Raw genomic sequence first — 16,333 nt, 5'->3', positions numbered from 1 at the left:
CGCGCGGGCTCACTCCGGGACGGTGACGGTCCGTCCGGAGTGCGCCGCCTCGGCGACCGCTTCCATGACGGCGAGGTTGCGTGCGCCCTCGTGGGCGCTGACCAGGGGCTCGGCGCGGCCGGCGACGACGTCGACGAAGTGCGCGAGTTGTCGCACGTACGGACTCGTCGGCTCGACGGCGTGCCGGTGGGCGTGCAGCGGCGTGGTCCAGTTCGGGGCGCCGTCGTGCCGCCACACCTCGAGGGTCGGGATCGTGAGCGAGGCGGCGACGCCACCGATACGGTGCGACTCGACGCCGTGCGCGGGGAAGCGGGGGGAATCGCCCGCGGTCAGGTCCCAGCTCCACGGTCCCGCCGCCGTGTCGGAGACGACGAGGCTGCCCAGGGCGCCGCCCTCGAAGGAGAACGCGAGCGCCCCGGTGTCTTCGACATCGAGGCCGCGGACGGCGGAGGAGGACATCGCCGAGACCGCGACGATCTCTCCCACGAGGTGGCGCAGCAGGTCGATCTCGTGGATGAGGTTGATGAGGAATGCGCCGCCGGTGCCGACGGTGCGGTGCCAGGGCGTGTCGAAGTAGTCGTCGGGCTTGCTCAGGAAGTAGGTGGCGCTGACCGCGGCGATCCGGCCGAGCTCGCCGGAGGCGATGATCTCCTTCGCGCGTGCGGTCGCGGGGTGATGGCGCCGGTGATGTCCGACGAGCACCGGGACGCCGGTCTCCGCGGATGCCGCCACGAGTTCCTGCGCCTCGGCGAAGGTCGTGGCGACAGGCTTCTCCACGAGCACGGGGATGCCCCGGGAGAGGGCCTCGAGTGCCTGCGGCACGTGCAGCTCGTTCGGCGTGGCGATGATGACGGCGTCGGGTCGTTCGATGTCGAACAGGTCCTGCGGCGAACGGTGGTGACGGGTGCCGGCTCGGGTGGCGAGCTCGGCGGCCGCGTCGAAGGGGTCGGCGATGCCGGCGAGTTCGACGCCGGCCGCCGCGGCGATCGTCTCGATGTGTGTACGCCCGATCGCGCCGGCGCCGATCAGGCCGATGCGGACGGTCGCGTCCGGGCGTGACGATCGGTCGGAGAGCTCGGACTTCTGGGCAGCAGTCTTGGGCATGGTCGACTCCTTCGTCGTGCGGTCGATGGGTCCAGCATGTGTGGGAAATAGTGTGAACTGAACGACTGAATGAGTCTTTATTTATGTCTGTTTATCGACTCAATTCCGCGCTACGGTGTCGCCATGTCACAGGTGTCATTCGATTTTCAGGGCATGTCCGTCGTCGTCACGGGAGGGGCTCGGGGGATCGGGGCCGGCATCGGCGCCGTGTTCGCCGCAGCGGGCGCGGAGGTGACGGTGTGGGACCGGGATCCCGCGGCCTTCACAGGGACGTGGCATCCGGCTCTCGTCGTGTCCGCGGACGTGACCGATGAGGCGTCGCTGGCTGCGGCGATGACCCAGACGCTCCGCACGGTCGGCGCCGTCGACGTGCTCGTCTCGTCCGCCGGCATCACCGGTCCGGTGGGGCCCCTGTGGGAATGCGGGGCGGACGACTGGCGTCGCGTCGTCGACATCGACCTCACCGGGGCGTTCCTGGCCGCCAAGACGGTCGTGCCGCATCTGCGCGAGCGGGGATCCGGGCGGATCATCACGATCGCGTCGATCGCCGGCAAAGAGGCGACGGCGTCGCTCTCGGCCTATACAGCCGCCAAGCACGGCGTCGTCGGTATGACCAAAGCCCTCGCTCGCGAGCTCGTCCGCGACGGTGTGACGGTCAACGCCGTGGCCCCGGTGATGGTCGAGACGGAGCTGTTCTCGCAGCTCACCGACGACTTCATCGAGCGCACCCGGGCGCTGATCCCCATGGGCCGCTTTCTGACGGTCGACGAGGTCGCAGCGACGGTCGCGTGGATCGCCAGCGACCTCTGCGGGTTCACCACCGGGCAGGTCTTCGACCTCTCCGGTGGGCGCGCCGACTACTGACCGGCGCGGTCGGTCAGCAGTCGGTGGTCCACCGGGGCCTCAGCGTGCCGCCGCGGCACCGGCGAGCCGGAGGAAGTGCGCACGCATGCGGTCGCGGTCGGGCTCGAGCCCCGTGATGAGGTGGAAGGTGTCGGCCGCCTGTCCGACGGCCATCCGGCCGCCGTCGAGCACGGCGCATCCGCGCGCCTCCGCCGCCTGGATGAGCGCCGTCCGCAACGGCCGGTAGACGGCATCGGCCACCCACAGGCGAGCGTGCAGCAGGTCGGGGTCCAGCGGCAGGCCCGGGTGCCCGACCATCCCGATCGGCGTCGCGTTCACGAGACCATCCGCCTCGGCCACCGCGCCCGGCAGATCGTCGGAGGAGATCGCCGTGACCTCGGCGTGCGGGCCGATCGCGGGAGCGAGCGCGTCGCGCAGCGCGACGGCGCGTTCGAGGAGCGGGTCGAAGACCCGCAGGGACCGCGTTCCCGCCGTCAACAGGGCGTAGGCGATCGCCGACCCGGCGCCGCCGGAGCCGAGCAGCACCACCGTGTCGAGGACCGGTGAGTCCAGTCCGTCGCGGAGCCCCGCGGCGAAGCCGGAGTGGTCGGTGTTGAGCCCGATCGCACGGCCGTCCCGGAACAGCACCGTGTTCACCGCTCCCAGCAGCCGCGCGTCGGGCGACAGCTCGTCGAGGGCGGCCAGGACGAGCTGCTTGCATGGATGCGTGATGTTCAGGGCGTCGTAACCGGCGAGCTGCGCGGCGCGGAGCACGTCGATGCCCTGTTCCGCCGAGCGGCCCCGGTCGTCGAGGTCGAGAATCCGATACAGATAGCGGATGCCGAGGGCGTCCGCCTCGTGCTCGTGCAGTGCGGGGGTGGCCGACGAGCCGATCCCGGTGCCGATGAGTCCGACCAGGTGCGATGAGGACATGCGGGTTCCTTCGAGGGTGTGGGGACGCCTCGGGGCCGCATCCCGGAGGATGCGGCCCCGAGATCTCAGGAGTCTGAGGTGTCTCAGGTCAGCGGCGGTTGCGGAGGCGATCGTACGGGGTGGTGCGCACCGATTCGGTGAGCGCTTCGCCGATGTCTTCGCGGCGCTCGATCTCGGCGAGCTGGCGGCGGCTCAGGCCCAGACGCGCGGTGGGCGTGAAGGCCGTCTCGGGGGCGAACAGCGTCGCGATGCCCGACACCAGCACGATGGCGATCGTGAAGAACGCGACCGCGGGCCAGTTGTTCTGGTTGCCGTCGCCCGTGACGAAGCCCTGGGCGATCGCGGGGGTGAATCCTGCGAGCAGCAGGCCGAGCATGAGGCTCACCGCCATGCCGGTGTATCGCACGCGCGCCGGGAACTGCTCGGGGAAGTAGGCCGGGTAGACCGCATTGCTGAGGGTGTAGGTCCCGCCGATCAGCAGGATGCTCAGCGTCCAGACGAGCGGCATGTTCGCGGCATCCACCGCCGCCAGCAGCGCATAGATGGTGATCGACTGCAGGACCAGCCCGATGAGGAACACGGGCTTGCGGCCGAAGCGGTCCGACAGCGCGCCGGCCACGGGGCCGAAGCACACGGCGGCGAAGTTGGCGACCGTGATGATGAGCAGCATCTCCGCGCGCGGGATGCCGGCGACGGTCGTCCCGTAGGCGAGGACGAAGACGTTGAACATCGTGTTGACGGCGGCGAAGACAGCCATCAGCGTCACGCGCACGACGGTTCCGCCGTTGTAGCGCAGCAGCGTGACGAGGGGGATCTTGGCGACCTCCTCGGTCTCCTTGACCTCTTCGAAGACCTCGGGCTCGTCGAGCTTGCGGCGCAGGATGATCGCGACCACCGTGACCAGCAGGGACGCCCAGAACGGCACGCGCCACCCCCAGCTCAGCAGTGCCTCCTCCGGCATGGCCGCGACGGGGATGAACACGAGGCTCGAGATGACGATGCCGAACATGATGCCGCTCATCGTCCAGCTCGTGAAGAAGCCGCGACGGTGATCGGGGGCGTGCTCGAGCGTCAGCGCGCTGGAGCCGGGCGATTCGCCTCCGGCCGAGACGCCCTGCACGAGTCGCAGGGCGACGATGATGATGGGCGCGGCGATGCCGATCGTGTCCCAGGTCGGCAGGCAGCCGACGAGGAACGTCGCCACGCCCATGATGCCGAGGCAGGCGAGGAGAGCCTTCTTGCGACCCCAGCGGTCGCCGACGTGGCCCCACAGGATCGCCCCGAACGGTCGCGCGACGTAGGCGACGCCGACGGTGGCGAACGAGAGGAGCGTCGAGACGCCCGGCGTCCCCTCGGGGAAGAACAGATGGGGGAAGATGAGCGCCGCAGCAGACGCGTAGATGAAGAAGTCGTAGTACTCGAGTGCGCTGCCGATGAAGCCGGACACGGCGGCGATGCGCGCGTTGTCCTTCTTCGGAGGGGCGGATGTCTTCGTTGACATGTCGTGTGCCTTCAGTGAGGGGCGCTGCGAACAGACGCCTGTGAACTGTCGCCGGCGGAGGATTCCGCCTGGAGCAAGGGTGACAGTCGAATTGTGTCGCGTCCAGAACAGAATTCGTCTAGAACTATGTGCAGATGGAAGCTCAATCCGGCGGTGTCGGGAGGATGGCCTCGGACAGCCGCAGCACGGCCCGCAGCGCCGAGGACTGCTCGTCCGCCATCCAGCCGATGCCGTGCAGCATGAACAGCGGCGCGTCGTCGAGGGGGATCCAGCGAGCACCGCGGGGCATGATCGACGCGAGATCCTCGGCGGCGATGGTCACCCCGAGGCCCGCCGCCACGAGGGTGAGCATGATGTACGGGTCGGTGACCTCTTGCGTGATCCGGGGGCGGAAACCCGCGGCGATGCAGCACCGCAGGAGTGCTTCGGTCATGGCCGATGAGCCGTCGACGGGCATCGACAGGAAGTCGTCGTCGGCGAGCTGGCGCGCGACGAGCGACGGCGCGTCGGCCAGGGGATGGTCGATGGGGACGACGGCCCCGAGCCGCGTCCGGGCGATGAGGCGCGAATCGATGTCGTCTGCGACCAGCGGCAGGCCGACGAACGCCAGATCGAGGGTTCCGTTGCGGAGCTTCGCGACGCCGTCGCCCGTGCGCACTCTGCTGACCAACTGCAGGTCGATCTCGGGAAGCTCTCTCCTGATCGATCGGGCGAGCACGGGCAGGGTGAGGTGGTTGAACGCGCCGGAGAACCCGATCCGCACCGTGCCGTGCACCGCCCCCGAGGCGGTGCGGGCGGCATCGGTGGCGAGGGCGAGGTCTTGGATGACGCGGTAGGCCTTCGGCAGCAGCGCCCGGCCTGCCGGCGTCAGCGAGACACTACGGGTGTTCCGCTCGAACAGATCGGCGCCGATGCTCGCCTCGAGGCGGCGGATGGTCTGGCTGAGCGGGGACTGGGCGACGTGCAGACGCTGCGCGGCGCGTCCGAAATGCAGTTCTTCCGCGACCACGACGAATGCCTCGAGCCAGCGGATCTCCACGTCGCGAGCATACCGGCCGCCTCTCGTCGAGGCCGCGTCGCCCTCACCCACGCGGCGTCGAGAGCACCTCGAGGAAGAACCCGAGGCCCGGCCGGGTGTCGAAGTACGCGTACCGGACACCGCCGCCGCGCACCGAGTCGCCCTCCTGGTGCACGGGCACGCCGATCCCGGCCATCGCCGCCACGACCGCGTCGTGATCCTCGACGGCGAAGCGGATGTGGTGCAGTCCGTCGCCGTGCTCGTCGACGAACTCCCGCCAGATGTCGGGTCCGCCGCGGGGCGAGAGGAACTCGATCTCGATGCCGTGCAGGTCGTAGAAGAGGGCGTCGACCGCGGTATCGACGAGCTCGCCGCGGTACGCGCTGCCGGTGTAGCGGTTGGTGGCGCGCAGCCGGGGCTCGAGACCGAAGATCGCCCGCATCGCGGCCTCGGCAGGCGCGAGGTCGCGCACGACCACACCGATCTGGTCGAGGGCGCTCGAGAGGGCGAGCAGGTCGGCGCTCATTGGCCGACCTGCGACGGAGCGGGCGCGTCCGGGCGGTCGACGGTCTGGCCGCTCGCATGGCGCGCGGCCAGGTAGCCGAAGATCATGCCGGCGCCGACCTGCCCGCCGGCGCCGGGATACTCCGCCGCCATCACCGAGTCGGCATCGTTGCCCGCGGCGTAGAGCCCGCGGATGACGGCGCCGTTCTCGTCGAGGACGCGTGCGTCGGTGTCGGTCCGCAGACCTCGTGCGGTCCCGAGGGGGGTGGGCACGAGCGGGAGGGCGTAGAACGGCGCCGTCGCGATCGGCCCGAGGTTGACGTTCGGCTGGTGCCGCGCGTCGCCGTACTGATGGCCGAAGGGGCTCGTGCCCTTGCCGAACTCCTCGTCCACACCCGTCTCGGCCGCGTGGTTGTTGCGTCGCACGGTCTCGGCGAGGCCGGCGGGGTCGACCCCGATCCTGCGCGCCAGTTCGGCGATCGTGTCGGCACGGCGGATGTAGCCGTCGGCGACGTACGTGCGCAGGAACACACGTGCGGTGTGCGGTCGGATCATGCCCAGGCCGTACTCGTGGAGCGCGCGGGAGTCGATGATGAGCCAGGCCGGGATCGCCTCTCCGGTGCGCTGGGCCGCATACATCGCGCGCACGAAGCGGTGATACGACACCGACTCGTCGACGAACCGGCGCCCCGATCCGGTCACCGCCACGATGCCCGGCTTGGCGCGGTCCCAGATGTGCGGGAAGACGACGAGCGATCCGTCGCGGCGCCGCCCGATCGAACTCGGGAACCAGAAGCCGTTGTCGTCGTGATCCGGGCCGAGCACGGCGCCGGCGTCCAGGCCCAGCTCGAGCGTGCTTCCGGTGGCGCCTTCGGCGGCACGGGTGAACTGCGGCGTGGGGTGGGGCAGGTGCGCGGCACGCCACGCGGCGCTCGCCGCGAATCCGCCGCCGGCGAGCACGACGCCCCGGCGCGCGCGCACCCGGAGCTCGCGCCCGCCGCTTTCGACGATGGCGCCCACGATGACGCCGTCCTCGCGCACGAGGCGCGTCGCGGTGCTGTTGAACAGGACCCGGCCACCACGGTTCTTCAGCGTGTGGAAGAGGTTCGCGACGAGCGCGTTCCCCATCGCCAGGCGAGTGCCCCGTGGGTGGCGCAGGCGGTCGAAGAACCATCGGATGCCCAGGCGCAGAGCTGTCGCAGCGGCACGCGGTGACCAGCGGAACAGCTCCAGCAGCTGGTTCACCTCGGCGCGGCGGACCATGAGCGTGCCCCCGAAGAGGGCGAACTCGGGCACCGGCGGGCGCACGCGACGGAAGTCCTCGGCACCGAGGAGCCGCCCGTCGAACGTCTCGGGTTCGAGGGCGCGACCGACACCCGCGCCGTCGATCTCGGGGTGGTAGTCGACGACGGTGCGCGAGTGCCAGAAGCGCACGCCGAGGCTGTCGAACCAATCGATCATGTCCGGACCGCTGTCGAGGTACGCCTCGCGCAGTTCGCGCGGAGCCTTGTCGCCGACGACGCCGTCGAGGTAGCGCGAGGCATCCTCGCGCTCGTGGGTCGCGCCGACCGCGCGCTGGTGCCGGTGGCCGGGAACCCAGCACGTGCCGGCCGAGTAGGCCGTCGTGCCGCCGAGATACTCGGTCTTCTCGAGCACGAGGACATCGAGCCCGGATGCCGCTGCCGTGACCGCGGCGGAGAGACCGGCGGCTCCCGTGCCGAGCACCAGCAGGTCGGTCTCGCGGTCCCAGGCATCCGTCTGCGCCATGGTCGTCTCCTTCGATGTTGGTGTGGGTGTCTTCTCGGCCACGGTCACTCCGCAGCCTGAGCGTCGGGCGCGTCGACGAGATCGAGCAGTGCGCGGGCGGAGCGGGCAGCGCGGACGGCGTACTCCGCCGCACTCAGGTGCGCGCGCAGGGCCGCATGCGGCACCTCCACGCTCGCGGGGACGCCCGCCGGGACGGCGCGCAGCAGATCGGCGAGAGCGAGCTCGCCCTCGCCGACGAGCAGACGCTGGATGCGTGCCTCGTGCTGCAGGGCGGCGATGCGGTCCGCACCCGTCGCCGTAGGCAGGGTGAGCGGGGCATCGCACAGTTGCACGACCGGCACGAGATCGGGATCGAGCGCCCGGACGTCGTCGAGGGTCGAACCGCCCCGCGCGATGTGCAGGGCGTCGAGCATCAGCGCCGCCCCCGTGGCGCGCGCGACGTCGGCCGCGTCGTCGATCCGCGCGACCGGCTGGTAGGAGATCGGCTCCAGAACGGGTCGGATGCCGAACGTCGCCGCATCCGCCGTGAGCTGCGCGAGGGTGTCGATCAGGCGCGGCCGGTCGGGATCCGCACCGGTCACCGTGAGCGCGCTGGCGCCGAGCTCCGCGCCGGAGGCGAGTGCGGGCAGCCAGTCCTCAGCCGTGGTCGTTGCGGTCAGGGGAAGGAACTCGATGTCGCGGACCTCGAGGCCGGTATCGTCCAGACGCGTGACGGTCTCGCGGAGCATGGGCGAGCCCGCGTGCATCGGGAAGGCGATCTCGTTCGCCGTCACGGCCCTCACACGCAGACCGACGAAGTCGAACCCTGCGGCGGCTGCGGCGGTGACCATCTCGGGCGGCGTGAGGTCGAGCAGGGTCAGATGCCCGACGCCCAGCGGGCGGGTCATCGTCCGACCGCCGTACGGGCGGCCGCCAGCTCGCGCCCGGCCAGGTAACCGAAGGTCAGCGCCGGGCCGATGTTGACCCCGCCGGCAGGATAGTGGCCGCCCATGACGTTCGCCTGGTCGGCGCCGGCCGCGTACAGTCCCGGGACAGGGGTGCCGGAGGCATCCAGCACGCGGGATCGGGCATCGGTGGCCAGCCCCGCGAACGTGCCGAACGATCCGGGAACGATGCGGACCGCGTAGAACGGGCCCTTCTCCAGGGGAGCCAGGGACGGGTTCGGCCGCGCGGACGCGTCGCCCCCGTATCTGTTGAACGGGGTCGAGCCGCGCCCGAAGCGCGAATCGACGCCGGCGCGTGCGTCGGCGTTGAACTGCTCGACGGTGCGCACGAGCCCCTGCGGGTCGATCCCGCATTTGTGCGCCAGCTCGCGCAAGGTGCGGCCCTTCACGAGGTATCCGCTGCGCAGGTACGGGAAGAGCGGCACGGGCAGCGGCTTGGCCATGCCGAGGGGAAAGCGACGCACGAATCGTGCGTCGGCGATCTGCCACGCCTGCACGGGCTCGTCGGCCGGAGCGGCCTCGAACATGGCGGTCACGTAGTCGTAGTACCCGTTGGCCTCGTTGACGAAGCGCTCGCCGGTCGAGACGACACCGATGCTGCCGGGCTTTGCCCGATCCATGATGTGCGGGAAGATCCCGACCCGACCCGAGCGGTACGGCACGAGCGAGACGGGGCACCAGGCGCCCGCCGATGCCTGCTGCACCAGCACCCCGCCGACGCTTTCGCCGAGAGTGATCCCCGAGCCGTCCGCGGTCTCGGGGGCGAGGGTCCAGTGCTCTCGTCCGGTGGGAGTGCGGGGGAACCTCTCGCGGCGGCGTTCCACGTCGCGCGGGAAACCGCCGGCGGCGAGGACGACGCCGCGTCGCGCCGTGAACGTGCGCTCGCCGTCCGAACTGTCGGCGACCACGCCGGTCACCTGCCCGGTTGGATCGGTCACGAGGCGGCGGACGGGGGACGAGACCCGGATCTGCACACCGGCGTCCTCGGCCGCCTGGAGCAGGCGGCCGACCAGCGCCGTGCCGTTGACCAGTTGCATGCCGCGACGGTGCAGGATCAGGTCGATCACGTGGAGACCCACACGCCAGCCGGCGTGCCAGATGCCGCGCACGTTGCCTCGTGATGCGGAGAGGAACGCTCCGAGGTCGGGGCCGGCCATGATCCCCATTCCCAGGAATGAGGTCTCGTACAGCTGACCGCGCAGCAGGCGCCGCACCGACGGGCTCAGGCGCCGGGCGTTGATGGGCTTCGCCCCGGCGGAGCGGTTCCCGGTGCCGGCGTGGGGCAAGTCGCCGTAGATGTCGTTGATCTTCGAGCCCGGGACGAACTGCATCGCCGTCTTCGTGTGGAAGAACTCGATCATCTGCGGCGCTCCCGTGAGGAACGCGTCGATGCGCGCCTCGTCGTAGTCGTCGCCGAGCGTGGCGCGCAGGTAGGCCTTGACGTCGTCGACCGACTCGTCGACTCCCTCGCGCTGCGCGAGTACGGAGCGCGGTGCCCAGAGCCATCCGCCCGACCAGGCCGTCGCGCCGCCGCAGACGTCGGCGGCTTCGAGGACGAGCACGGAACTGCCGCCGTGCGCGGCGGCGATGGCGGCAGCGAGCCCTCCGGCTCCGGCTCCGACGACGATGACGTCGTACTCGGTCGTGGGGATGTCGGGCATCAGGTTCCTCCGTCGGCGCCGTGATGATCTGGTCGTCATTGACTATGCACTTTCAGATACTTAATAAAGCTTCGATAGTGTCGCCGTAACGATATAGCGAGACGTGAGCCCTGCGCAAGCCTCGATGCGGGTCGCGAGGATAGCGGTGGGAGGGATGGCGGGTCCAGCGCTTCACTCGGTGGCGCGGAGGGGTGAGAATATCGGGATGACGTCCTCACCCCCGCAGCCGCCGTCGTACTGGTATGCGGAGGACGATGCGCGATCGACATCGGTCATGGAGGCGCTGCGCTCGTATCGAGCCGCCGAGGTCGCGATGCGCAGGCGGACTCAGCAGTCGATGGACATGGGTGAGAACGAGCTGCTGGTGCTGCGCTTCCTCGCTCGGGCCCGGCTACGCGACGAGGCGGTGACGCCCGTCACGCTGAGTCGCTATCTCGGCATCACCTCTGCATCGACGACCGCGCTCCTGGATCGGCTCGAGAAATCGGGTCACATCACGCGTGCGCCGAATCCCGCCGACCGTCGCAGCGTGCTGATCACCTCGACCGATAGGTCGGATGCCGAAGTGCGTCACACGCTCGCCGCGATGCACGACCGCATGATGAGCGTCGTCCGGGATATGGGTCCGGACGAGCGCGCGACGGTGATCGAGTTCCTCGATGCCATGCGATCCGCCGTCGACCAGATCGATGCCTCCTGAGTGCAGGCATCGACCGCAACGTCAGCTCAGGCGTAAGACCCGACGCGCTCTGTGACGCCGATGCGGTCCGCCGCGTCCGACACGGAAGCCAGGAAGGCGAGGACGGCGGCCCGGCCGTCGTCGCCGAGCGCGTCGGCCACGTCGGCCGCGTGCTCCTCGAAGGCGTCGACCAGATCAGCGACCTCCTGCTCCGCTTGCGAGGTCGGCTCGATGAGGATGCTCCGGCGATCGGTCGGGTGACTCACTCGCTGTATGCTGCCCTGACGCTCCAGGCGATCGAGCAGGGCGGTCGTCGATGCCGAACTGATTCCCAGGTGGCGCGAGATATCGCTGGGCTTCACCACGCGGGCGTCCCGATCCTCCCGGAGCAGGAAATCGAGGATGCGTAACTCGTTCTCGCCGAGGGATGCCGTCGCGCGAACGCGCTGATGCATCTGCGTGTCGGACGCGCGGAAGCGCGCAAGTGCCTGCAGCACCTGCGCGGTGCTCACCGATGCGCCCATGTCTTCGCTCCCGGATGTTTCTTCATCAATATAACTCAGTTCGGCGATAGCTCTCAAAATAGCTCGCTTGACTAACTACTTATCTAAGGAATAACCTTTCGATCAATCGATCTCGAGGAGACACCATGGGACGCCTGTACTACGGAAACAGCACGGATGCCATCGTCGTGGACGACCGCGACCTCGCCCATCTGAAGGTGGTTGCGACCACCAAGCTCCGCCGCTCCGAAGGGTTCAGCATCTCGTTCTTCTCGCAGGACCGAGGGCGCTCGACCGTCTGGATCCACTGCGCGATCCCCCTTCGCTTCGAGTTCGACAGCGTCGAGCCGATCCGCCTCGATCCCGCCTATGTCAACGAGCTGGCCCAGGCTGCCGCATCCGCCATGGGTATCGTCATCGACCTGGACCGCGCGATCGAGGACGCCAAGCCCGCACTGGCGGTCGTCGCATGACCGCCGTGCTGCCGCTCCGGGCGGAACGCACGCGCGTCACATGGGTGCGTGTCGAGAGCGGGTTCCACGTGGCGTCGCGGGCGGGAGAGTTCGTCGGCTTCGCCGAGCGGACGCCCGACGGGCACGTCGTCGGTTTCGACGGACGGTCCACCCCGGTCGGTCGCTACGAGACGCTCGCGGAGGCTCAGCGTGCGGTCGAATCTGCGCCTGCGCCGTCGGAAGACTCCGAGCCATCGATGTCTCCTCGCCTCCTGGGGGTGTTCCAGGGCGCGGCGACGGTCGCAGGCCTCGTGGCACTCGGTGCCCTCGGTGCCGCCGCGTTGACTTTTCCGGGCGTCTGACGCCGTTTCGCTTTCCGGGCGTCGGACCGGGGTCGTCGATGATCAGGCGAGCGCGGATGCTCCGGCGGACGGCGGGACAGTTACGCCCGCGGTGCCGGCGATGATGTCGTCGGTTCGACGCTGTAGGTATGCGCAGAGGCTCGAGATCATGGCCAGATCGGCGGCGAGCCGGGCAACCCCCTCGGCGTCGAGATCGAAGGAATCGGAGCGGGGCTCGAAGGTGACCACCCACCGTGGCACAGTGTCTGCGTTGACCGCCTGGATGTACGTGACGGTTGATGCATTCGCCAGCGAGACGACCACCATCCCCGACTCCGGGCCGGGAGTGAAGTCCTTCTCAAGGACGGTGATGGCCGTGGTCTCATCGGGAGCGGCGGCGAGATAGTCGTCCACCCATGCCTGAATGGTGGCTTGGTTGCGGTAGGGCATCGGGCCTCTAATCCTCGAAAAGTCGGGGGTGTCCTGCCATTATGCCTCCGGCGGAGCCGTTCTCCGCCGGTGCGGCTCGCTCGAGGCCCGCCGGAGCGGGACCCTAGCATGGGTTCATGGCTGTCCAATCATCGCCCGTGGCCCGCATCGACTGGGCAGAGGGGCGCTGGACCCATGCGCCCGCGCAGTCCCGCCTCGATACGGACGGGCTTCACGTCACGGCGGCCGCCGGAAGCGACGCCTGGCGCCATACCTCCTATGGATTCGTGCACGACAGCGAACATGCGCTCGTCGCTCCGCTTGCCGTCGGTACGGCGATGGAGGTGGTCTTCTCCGCGGACTACGCCGAGCAGTTCGATCAGGCGGGTCTGTTCGTGCGAGCGGACGATGAGCGGTGGGTCAAGGCGGGAGTCGAGTTCGCCGATGGAGTCCTCGGTGCGGGCGCCGTCGTCACCGACGGTCGATCCGATTGGTCGATCGGGGCGGTCCCCGACTGGGTGTCGCATCCGCTGCGGGTGCGGGTGAGTCGCGGCGCGGATGCCCTCACGGTGCGCGGGGGCATCGACGGCGGTCCCCTCCGACTGCTGCGGGTCGCTCCGTTCCCCGGAGACCTCGCCGCAGAGGCCGGCCCGTTCGTCTGCGCACCCACGCGACCGGGTTTCGAGGTCGCGTTCACGCAGTGGTGGCGTACGGCCCCCGACGCCGCCCTGCACTGACCGACGCCCTCGCCGACGTCACCGGTCCCGGCCTCCCGGAATCCGGATCGGGGTCGTGCCGGCCACCTCATCGCTGAACTCCTCCGGTGCGATCGGGTCGATCACCGAGATCGAGCGGGTCTCATCGATCGAGAGCGCGAAGCGCCGCGTAGCGTGCCGATGGAGGCGGCCCGACCAGACCAACCATCCGAAGCCGATCGCGAAGGCGACGAACACCATCGCGGACGAGAGCAGGATCGCCGCACGGGGACCGAACTGGGCGGCCATCCAGCCCACGATCGGGGCGCCCACGGGGGTCCCGCCCATGAGGATGGCCATGTAGAGCGCGAGCACCCTGCCCCGCAGGGCGGGGTCGGTCGTGGTCTGCACGTAGCCGTTCGCGGTCGTCAGCGTCGTCACCACGGCGAAGCCCGTGAACATGAGGGTGATGGCGTACAGCCAGTAGGTCGGCATGAACGCCGACACGGTCGACGCCACCGCGAACATGCCCGTGCCGATGATGACGAGGCGCATCCGGGCGCGATCACGGCGTGCTGCCAGCAGTGCACCCGCGAGGGAGCCGATCGCAAGGATGGAGGAGAGCAATCCATACCCGTCGGCAGTCTGCCCGAACTCGAGCGCCATCGTCGACGCGAAGATCGGGAAGTTCATGCCGAAGGCGCCGAGCAGGAACACCATCACGAACGTCACGAGAAGGTCGGGCCGCCGGCCCACGTAGCGGAATCCGTCGGCGAGTCGCGACGCTCCGGGCGCCTTCACCCGCGGCACGAGTTCGTCGGTGCGGATGACCATCAGAGCGACGATCATCGCGAGGAACGTCGCCGCGTTGACGAGGAACACCCACCCCGTCCCGACGGCGACGATGACCACGCCGGCCACGGCCGGACCGAACATGCGCGCTGCGTTGAAGGATGCGGAGTTCAGGGCGACCGCGTTGGCTGCATGCTCCCGGTCGACCAGATCGGAGACGAAGGCCTGTCGGCTCGGGTTGTCGAACGCCGCGACGAGACCGAGGACGAAGGCGAACACGTACATGAGGGGGAGGGTCATCACTCCCGCGAGGATCAGGAGCCCGACCGTCGCTCCGAGCAGCATCAGCAGGCTCTGGGTGAGGATGAGCAGTCGCCGTCGGTCGAATCGGTCGGCGACCCACCCCGTGACGCTCACGAGCAGCAACGGCGGCGCGAACTGCAGCGCCATCGTGATGCCCATCGCGCCGGCGTCGCCGTGGGTGAGCTCGGTCAGCACGACCCAGCTCAGCGCCGTGGCCTGCATCCAGGCGCCGACGTTCGACACGAGAGCGCCGACGAACCAGACGCGATAGTTGAAGACCGAGAAGGAGCGGAACATGGGCGACGGGGCCCGGCGCGCAGACCGCGCAGCCGTGCGGGCGGAGCGGAGGGGGCTCATCGGGCGGCGACCTCTCTCATGAGGTCGCCGGCGGCGCGCAGGATCTCGCGCTGCGAAGCGCTGAGCTCCGCGAAGGCCTGCTCGAGCCAGGAGTCCCGTCGCCGCACAGTCTCGACGACGACCTCGCGACCGGCGTCGGTGAGTGCGATGTTGACCTTGCGGCGGTCGGTCTCGTCGGGGGTGCGGGTGAGGTAGCCGGACTCCTCGAGGCAATTGACGGTGCGGTTCATCGAGGGGGCGGAGACACGCTCGCGTTCGGCGAGCTCACCGAGCGTGTGCGGACCGTGCGCGGACAGGGCGGCGAGCACGGCGAACTGCCCGTCGCTCATGGTGTCGATGGCGCGCTGCGAGCGCAGCCGGCGGGCGAGGCGGAAAGTGGCCATCCGGAACTCGGATGCCTCGGTCGCGAGGTCGGTCTCGAGGCCGGGGTCGGCAGCGGAGGGAGCGGCGTCGCCGCGTCGGGCGACAGCGGCTGCGGGGGAGGGGGAAGAGGCGCTCATACGAATATTTAGCATAGCTCATTAGCTCTGCTAACGACCTGGGGATGGATGCCCCGGCAGATTCGGTGGGGCTCGCCTGGACCGCGCATCGCTCCCTAGACTCGCCCCCATGGCCGAACCCCGTCGCGAGGAACGCGCGTTCGTCGATTCCCATGGCATCCGGATCTTCTACGACGTGCACTCGCCCGCGGCGACTCCCCGCGCCGTGATCCAGCTGCTGCACGGGGTGGGCGAGCACGCCGGGCGCTACGCACGGACGATCGCAGACCTCGTCGCTGCGGGATACGTCGTGTACGCCGACGACCACCGTGGTCACGGTCGGACCGGCATGGCGCAGCACCACGGCGACCGCACGAAGCTCGGGCGTCTCGGACCCGGCGGTGTGCGTGCGGCGCGCGACGCGTGCGCCCGGCTGACAGGCCTGATCCGCGCCGATCATCCCGATCTTCCGCTCGTGCTGCTCGGTCACTCGTGGGGGTCTCTCCTCGCGCAGATGCTGCTCGACGGGCATCCCGACGCGTACGACGCCGTCGTCCTCACCGGCACCGCTCTGCGGTGGCCCGGCGCGATGAATGCCGGCGATCTCAACGCTCCGTGGAAGGCGGCCGACGCGATGGGAACGGAATGGCTCTCGTCCGACCTCTCCGTCGGGCGGGCCTTCCTCGATGACCCGCTCACCACCACGGCGACGGTGCGCACGCTGTTCGGCCTCGTCGACGGGGCGCGGCTGTTCGGGCTGCCGGCGCGGAATCTGACCCCCGACGTGCCCGTGCTCATCATGGTCGGCCGGGACGACACCCTGGGCGGGCCCCGCAGCGCCCACCGCCTCGCGGAGGCGTACCGGCGCCGCTCCGGTCTGTCCGATGTCACGACCCTCGTCTACCCCGGCGTCCGCCACGAGATCTTCAACGACGTCACTCGCGCCGACGTGATCGCCGATCTGCTCGCCTGGCTCGATCGCCGGCTGCCCGTGCGCGACTGACGATCGCCCCCAGCTCGTAGGCTGG

General features: G+C 69.8%; 18 protein-coding genes. 6 read left to right on the top strand and 12 right to left on the bottom strand.

The window, feature by feature from the left end:
- Positions 1–9: 9 nt before the first annotated feature.
- Positions 10–1,104: a Gfo/Idh/MocA family oxidoreductase gene (locus JOE64_RS13205; protein WP_204964670.1), complete on the bottom strand. Its 1,095-nt coding sequence runs from the start codon at positions 1,102–1,104 to the stop codon at positions 10–12.
- 123 nt (positions 1,105–1,227) lie between these two features.
- On the opposite strand from JOE64_RS13205, the gene JOE64_RS13200 reads away from it, so the two are divergent.
- Positions 1,228–1,968 carry an SDR family NAD(P)-dependent oxidoreductase gene (locus JOE64_RS13200; protein ID WP_204964669.1) on the top strand — a complete coding sequence of 247 codons (741 nt, stop codon included), beginning with the start codon at positions 1,228–1,230 and terminating at the stop codon, positions 1,966–1,968.
- Positions 1,969–2,007: 39 nt separating this feature from the next.
- On the opposite strand, the gene JOE64_RS13195 is transcribed toward JOE64_RS13200, so the two are convergent.
- The 7 genes from JOE64_RS13195 to JOE64_RS13165 all read right to left on the bottom strand — a co-directional run bounded on the left by JOE64_RS13195 (position 2,008) and on the right by JOE64_RS13165 (position 10,275).
- Positions 2,008–2,880 (bottom strand): shikimate dehydrogenase, encoded by an 873-nt coding sequence (locus tag JOE64_RS13195; RefSeq protein ID WP_204964668.1) that lies wholly within the window; start codon positions 2,878–2,880, stop codon positions 2,008–2,010.
- An 88-nt stretch (positions 2,881–2,968) separates the two neighbouring features.
- The gene (locus JOE64_RS13190) at positions 2,969–4,381 is read right to left on the bottom strand and encodes an MFS transporter (protein WP_204964667.1); all 1,413 of its coding nucleotides are present in this window, start codon (positions 4,379–4,381) and stop codon (positions 2,969–2,971) included.
- A 142-nt stretch (positions 4,382–4,523) separates the two neighbouring features.
- Positions 4,524–5,420, bottom strand: coding sequence for a LysR family transcriptional regulator (locus JOE64_RS13185; RefSeq protein WP_204964666.1), 897 nt, complete (start codon positions 5,418–5,420; stop codon positions 4,524–4,526).
- Positions 5,421–5,463: 43 nt separating this feature from the next.
- Complete coding sequence (locus JOE64_RS13180) at positions 5,464–5,925, bottom strand: VOC family protein (RefSeq protein WP_204964665.1); 462 nt, start codon at positions 5,923–5,925, stop codon at positions 5,464–5,466.
- On the bottom strand, positions 5,922–7,670 hold the full coding sequence (locus JOE64_RS13175) for an FAD-dependent oxidoreductase (protein ID WP_204964664.1): 1,749 nt from the start codon (positions 7,668–7,670) through the stop codon (positions 5,922–5,924). Before JOE64_RS13175 ends, JOE64_RS13180 begins: the two co-directional genes overlap by 4 nt.
- Positions 7,671–7,714: 44 nt before the next feature.
- Positions 7,715–8,557, bottom strand: coding sequence for a sugar phosphate isomerase/epimerase family protein (locus JOE64_RS13170; RefSeq protein ID WP_204964663.1), 843 nt, complete (start codon positions 8,555–8,557; stop codon positions 7,715–7,717).
- Complete coding sequence (locus tag JOE64_RS13165; protein WP_239531774.1) at positions 8,554–10,275, bottom strand: FAD-dependent oxidoreductase; 1,722 nt, start codon at positions 10,273–10,275, stop codon at positions 8,554–8,556. The genes JOE64_RS13170 and JOE64_RS13165 overlap by 4 nt, the downstream gene beginning before the upstream one ends.
- A 205-nt stretch (positions 10,276–10,480) precedes the next feature.
- Here JOE64_RS13165 and JOE64_RS13160 point away from each other — a divergent pair, with 205 nt between their 5' ends.
- Positions 10,481–10,975 (top strand): MarR family winged helix-turn-helix transcriptional regulator, encoded by a 495-nt coding sequence (locus JOE64_RS13160; RefSeq protein WP_204964661.1) that lies wholly within the window; start codon positions 10,481–10,483, stop codon positions 10,973–10,975.
- 26 nt (positions 10,976–11,001) lie between these two features.
- On the opposite strand, the gene JOE64_RS13155 is transcribed toward JOE64_RS13160, so the two are convergent.
- The gene (locus JOE64_RS13155; RefSeq protein ID WP_239531773.1) at positions 11,002–11,535 is read right to left on the bottom strand and encodes a MarR family winged helix-turn-helix transcriptional regulator; all 534 of its coding nucleotides are present in this window, start codon (positions 11,533–11,535) and stop codon (positions 11,002–11,004) included.
- Between the two features lie 68 nt (positions 11,536–11,603).
- Between JOE64_RS13155 and JOE64_RS13150 the strand changes: the two genes are divergently transcribed.
- Positions 11,604–11,930, top strand: coding sequence for a DUF7882 family protein (locus JOE64_RS13150; RefSeq protein WP_204964660.1), 327 nt, complete (start codon positions 11,604–11,606; stop codon positions 11,928–11,930).
- Positions 11,927–12,271, top strand: a complete 345-nt coding sequence (locus JOE64_RS13145) for a peptide ABC transporter permease (protein ID WP_204964659.1) — start codon at positions 11,927–11,929, stop codon at positions 12,269–12,271. The genes JOE64_RS13150 and JOE64_RS13145 overlap by 4 nt, the downstream gene beginning before the upstream one ends.
- 42 nt (positions 12,272–12,313) lie before the next feature.
- On the opposite strand, the gene JOE64_RS13140 is transcribed toward JOE64_RS13145, so the two are convergent.
- Positions 12,314–12,700, bottom strand: a complete 387-nt coding sequence (locus JOE64_RS13140; protein ID WP_204964658.1) for a protein-L-isoaspartate carboxylmethyltransferase — start codon at positions 12,698–12,700, stop codon at positions 12,314–12,316.
- A gap of 116 nt (positions 12,701–12,816) precedes the next feature.
- Here JOE64_RS13140 and JOE64_RS13135 point away from each other — a divergent pair, with 116 nt between their 5' ends.
- Complete coding sequence (locus JOE64_RS13135; RefSeq protein WP_204964657.1) at positions 12,817–13,416, top strand: DUF1349 domain-containing protein; 600 nt, start codon at positions 12,817–12,819, stop codon at positions 13,414–13,416.
- Positions 13,417–13,434: 18 nt separating this feature from the next.
- Here the strand turns inward: JOE64_RS13135 and JOE64_RS13130 are convergent, their stop codons facing one another.
- Positions 13,435–14,766 carry an MFS transporter gene (locus JOE64_RS13130; protein ID WP_204964656.1) on the bottom strand — a complete coding sequence of 444 codons (1,332 nt, stop codon included), beginning with the start codon at positions 14,764–14,766 and terminating at the stop codon, positions 13,435–13,437.
- Positions 14,767–14,822: 56 nt separating this feature from the next.
- Entirely contained in the window at positions 14,823–15,326 is a 504-nt protein-coding gene (locus JOE64_RS13125; RefSeq protein ID WP_372432893.1) for a MarR family winged helix-turn-helix transcriptional regulator, read from the bottom strand.
- Positions 15,327–15,435: 109 nt separating this feature from the next.
- Here JOE64_RS13125 and JOE64_RS13120 point away from each other — a divergent pair, with 109 nt between their 5' ends.
- A complete protein-coding gene (locus JOE64_RS13120; protein WP_204964654.1) occupies positions 15,436–16,308 on the top strand; it encodes an alpha/beta hydrolase in 873 nt (290 codons plus the stop codon).
- The last annotated feature ends 25 nt before the right edge of the window (positions 16,309–16,333 follow it).

Source organism: Microbacterium dextranolyticum, from assembly GCF_016907295.1.
In the GTDB taxonomy this organism is placed as follows: domain Bacteria; phylum Actinomycetota; class Actinomycetes; order Actinomycetales; family Microbacteriaceae; genus Microbacterium; species Microbacterium dextranolyticum.
The sequence above is the reverse complement of the archived record's forward strand: the minus strand, read 5'-3'. Positions and strand labels throughout refer to the sequence as shown.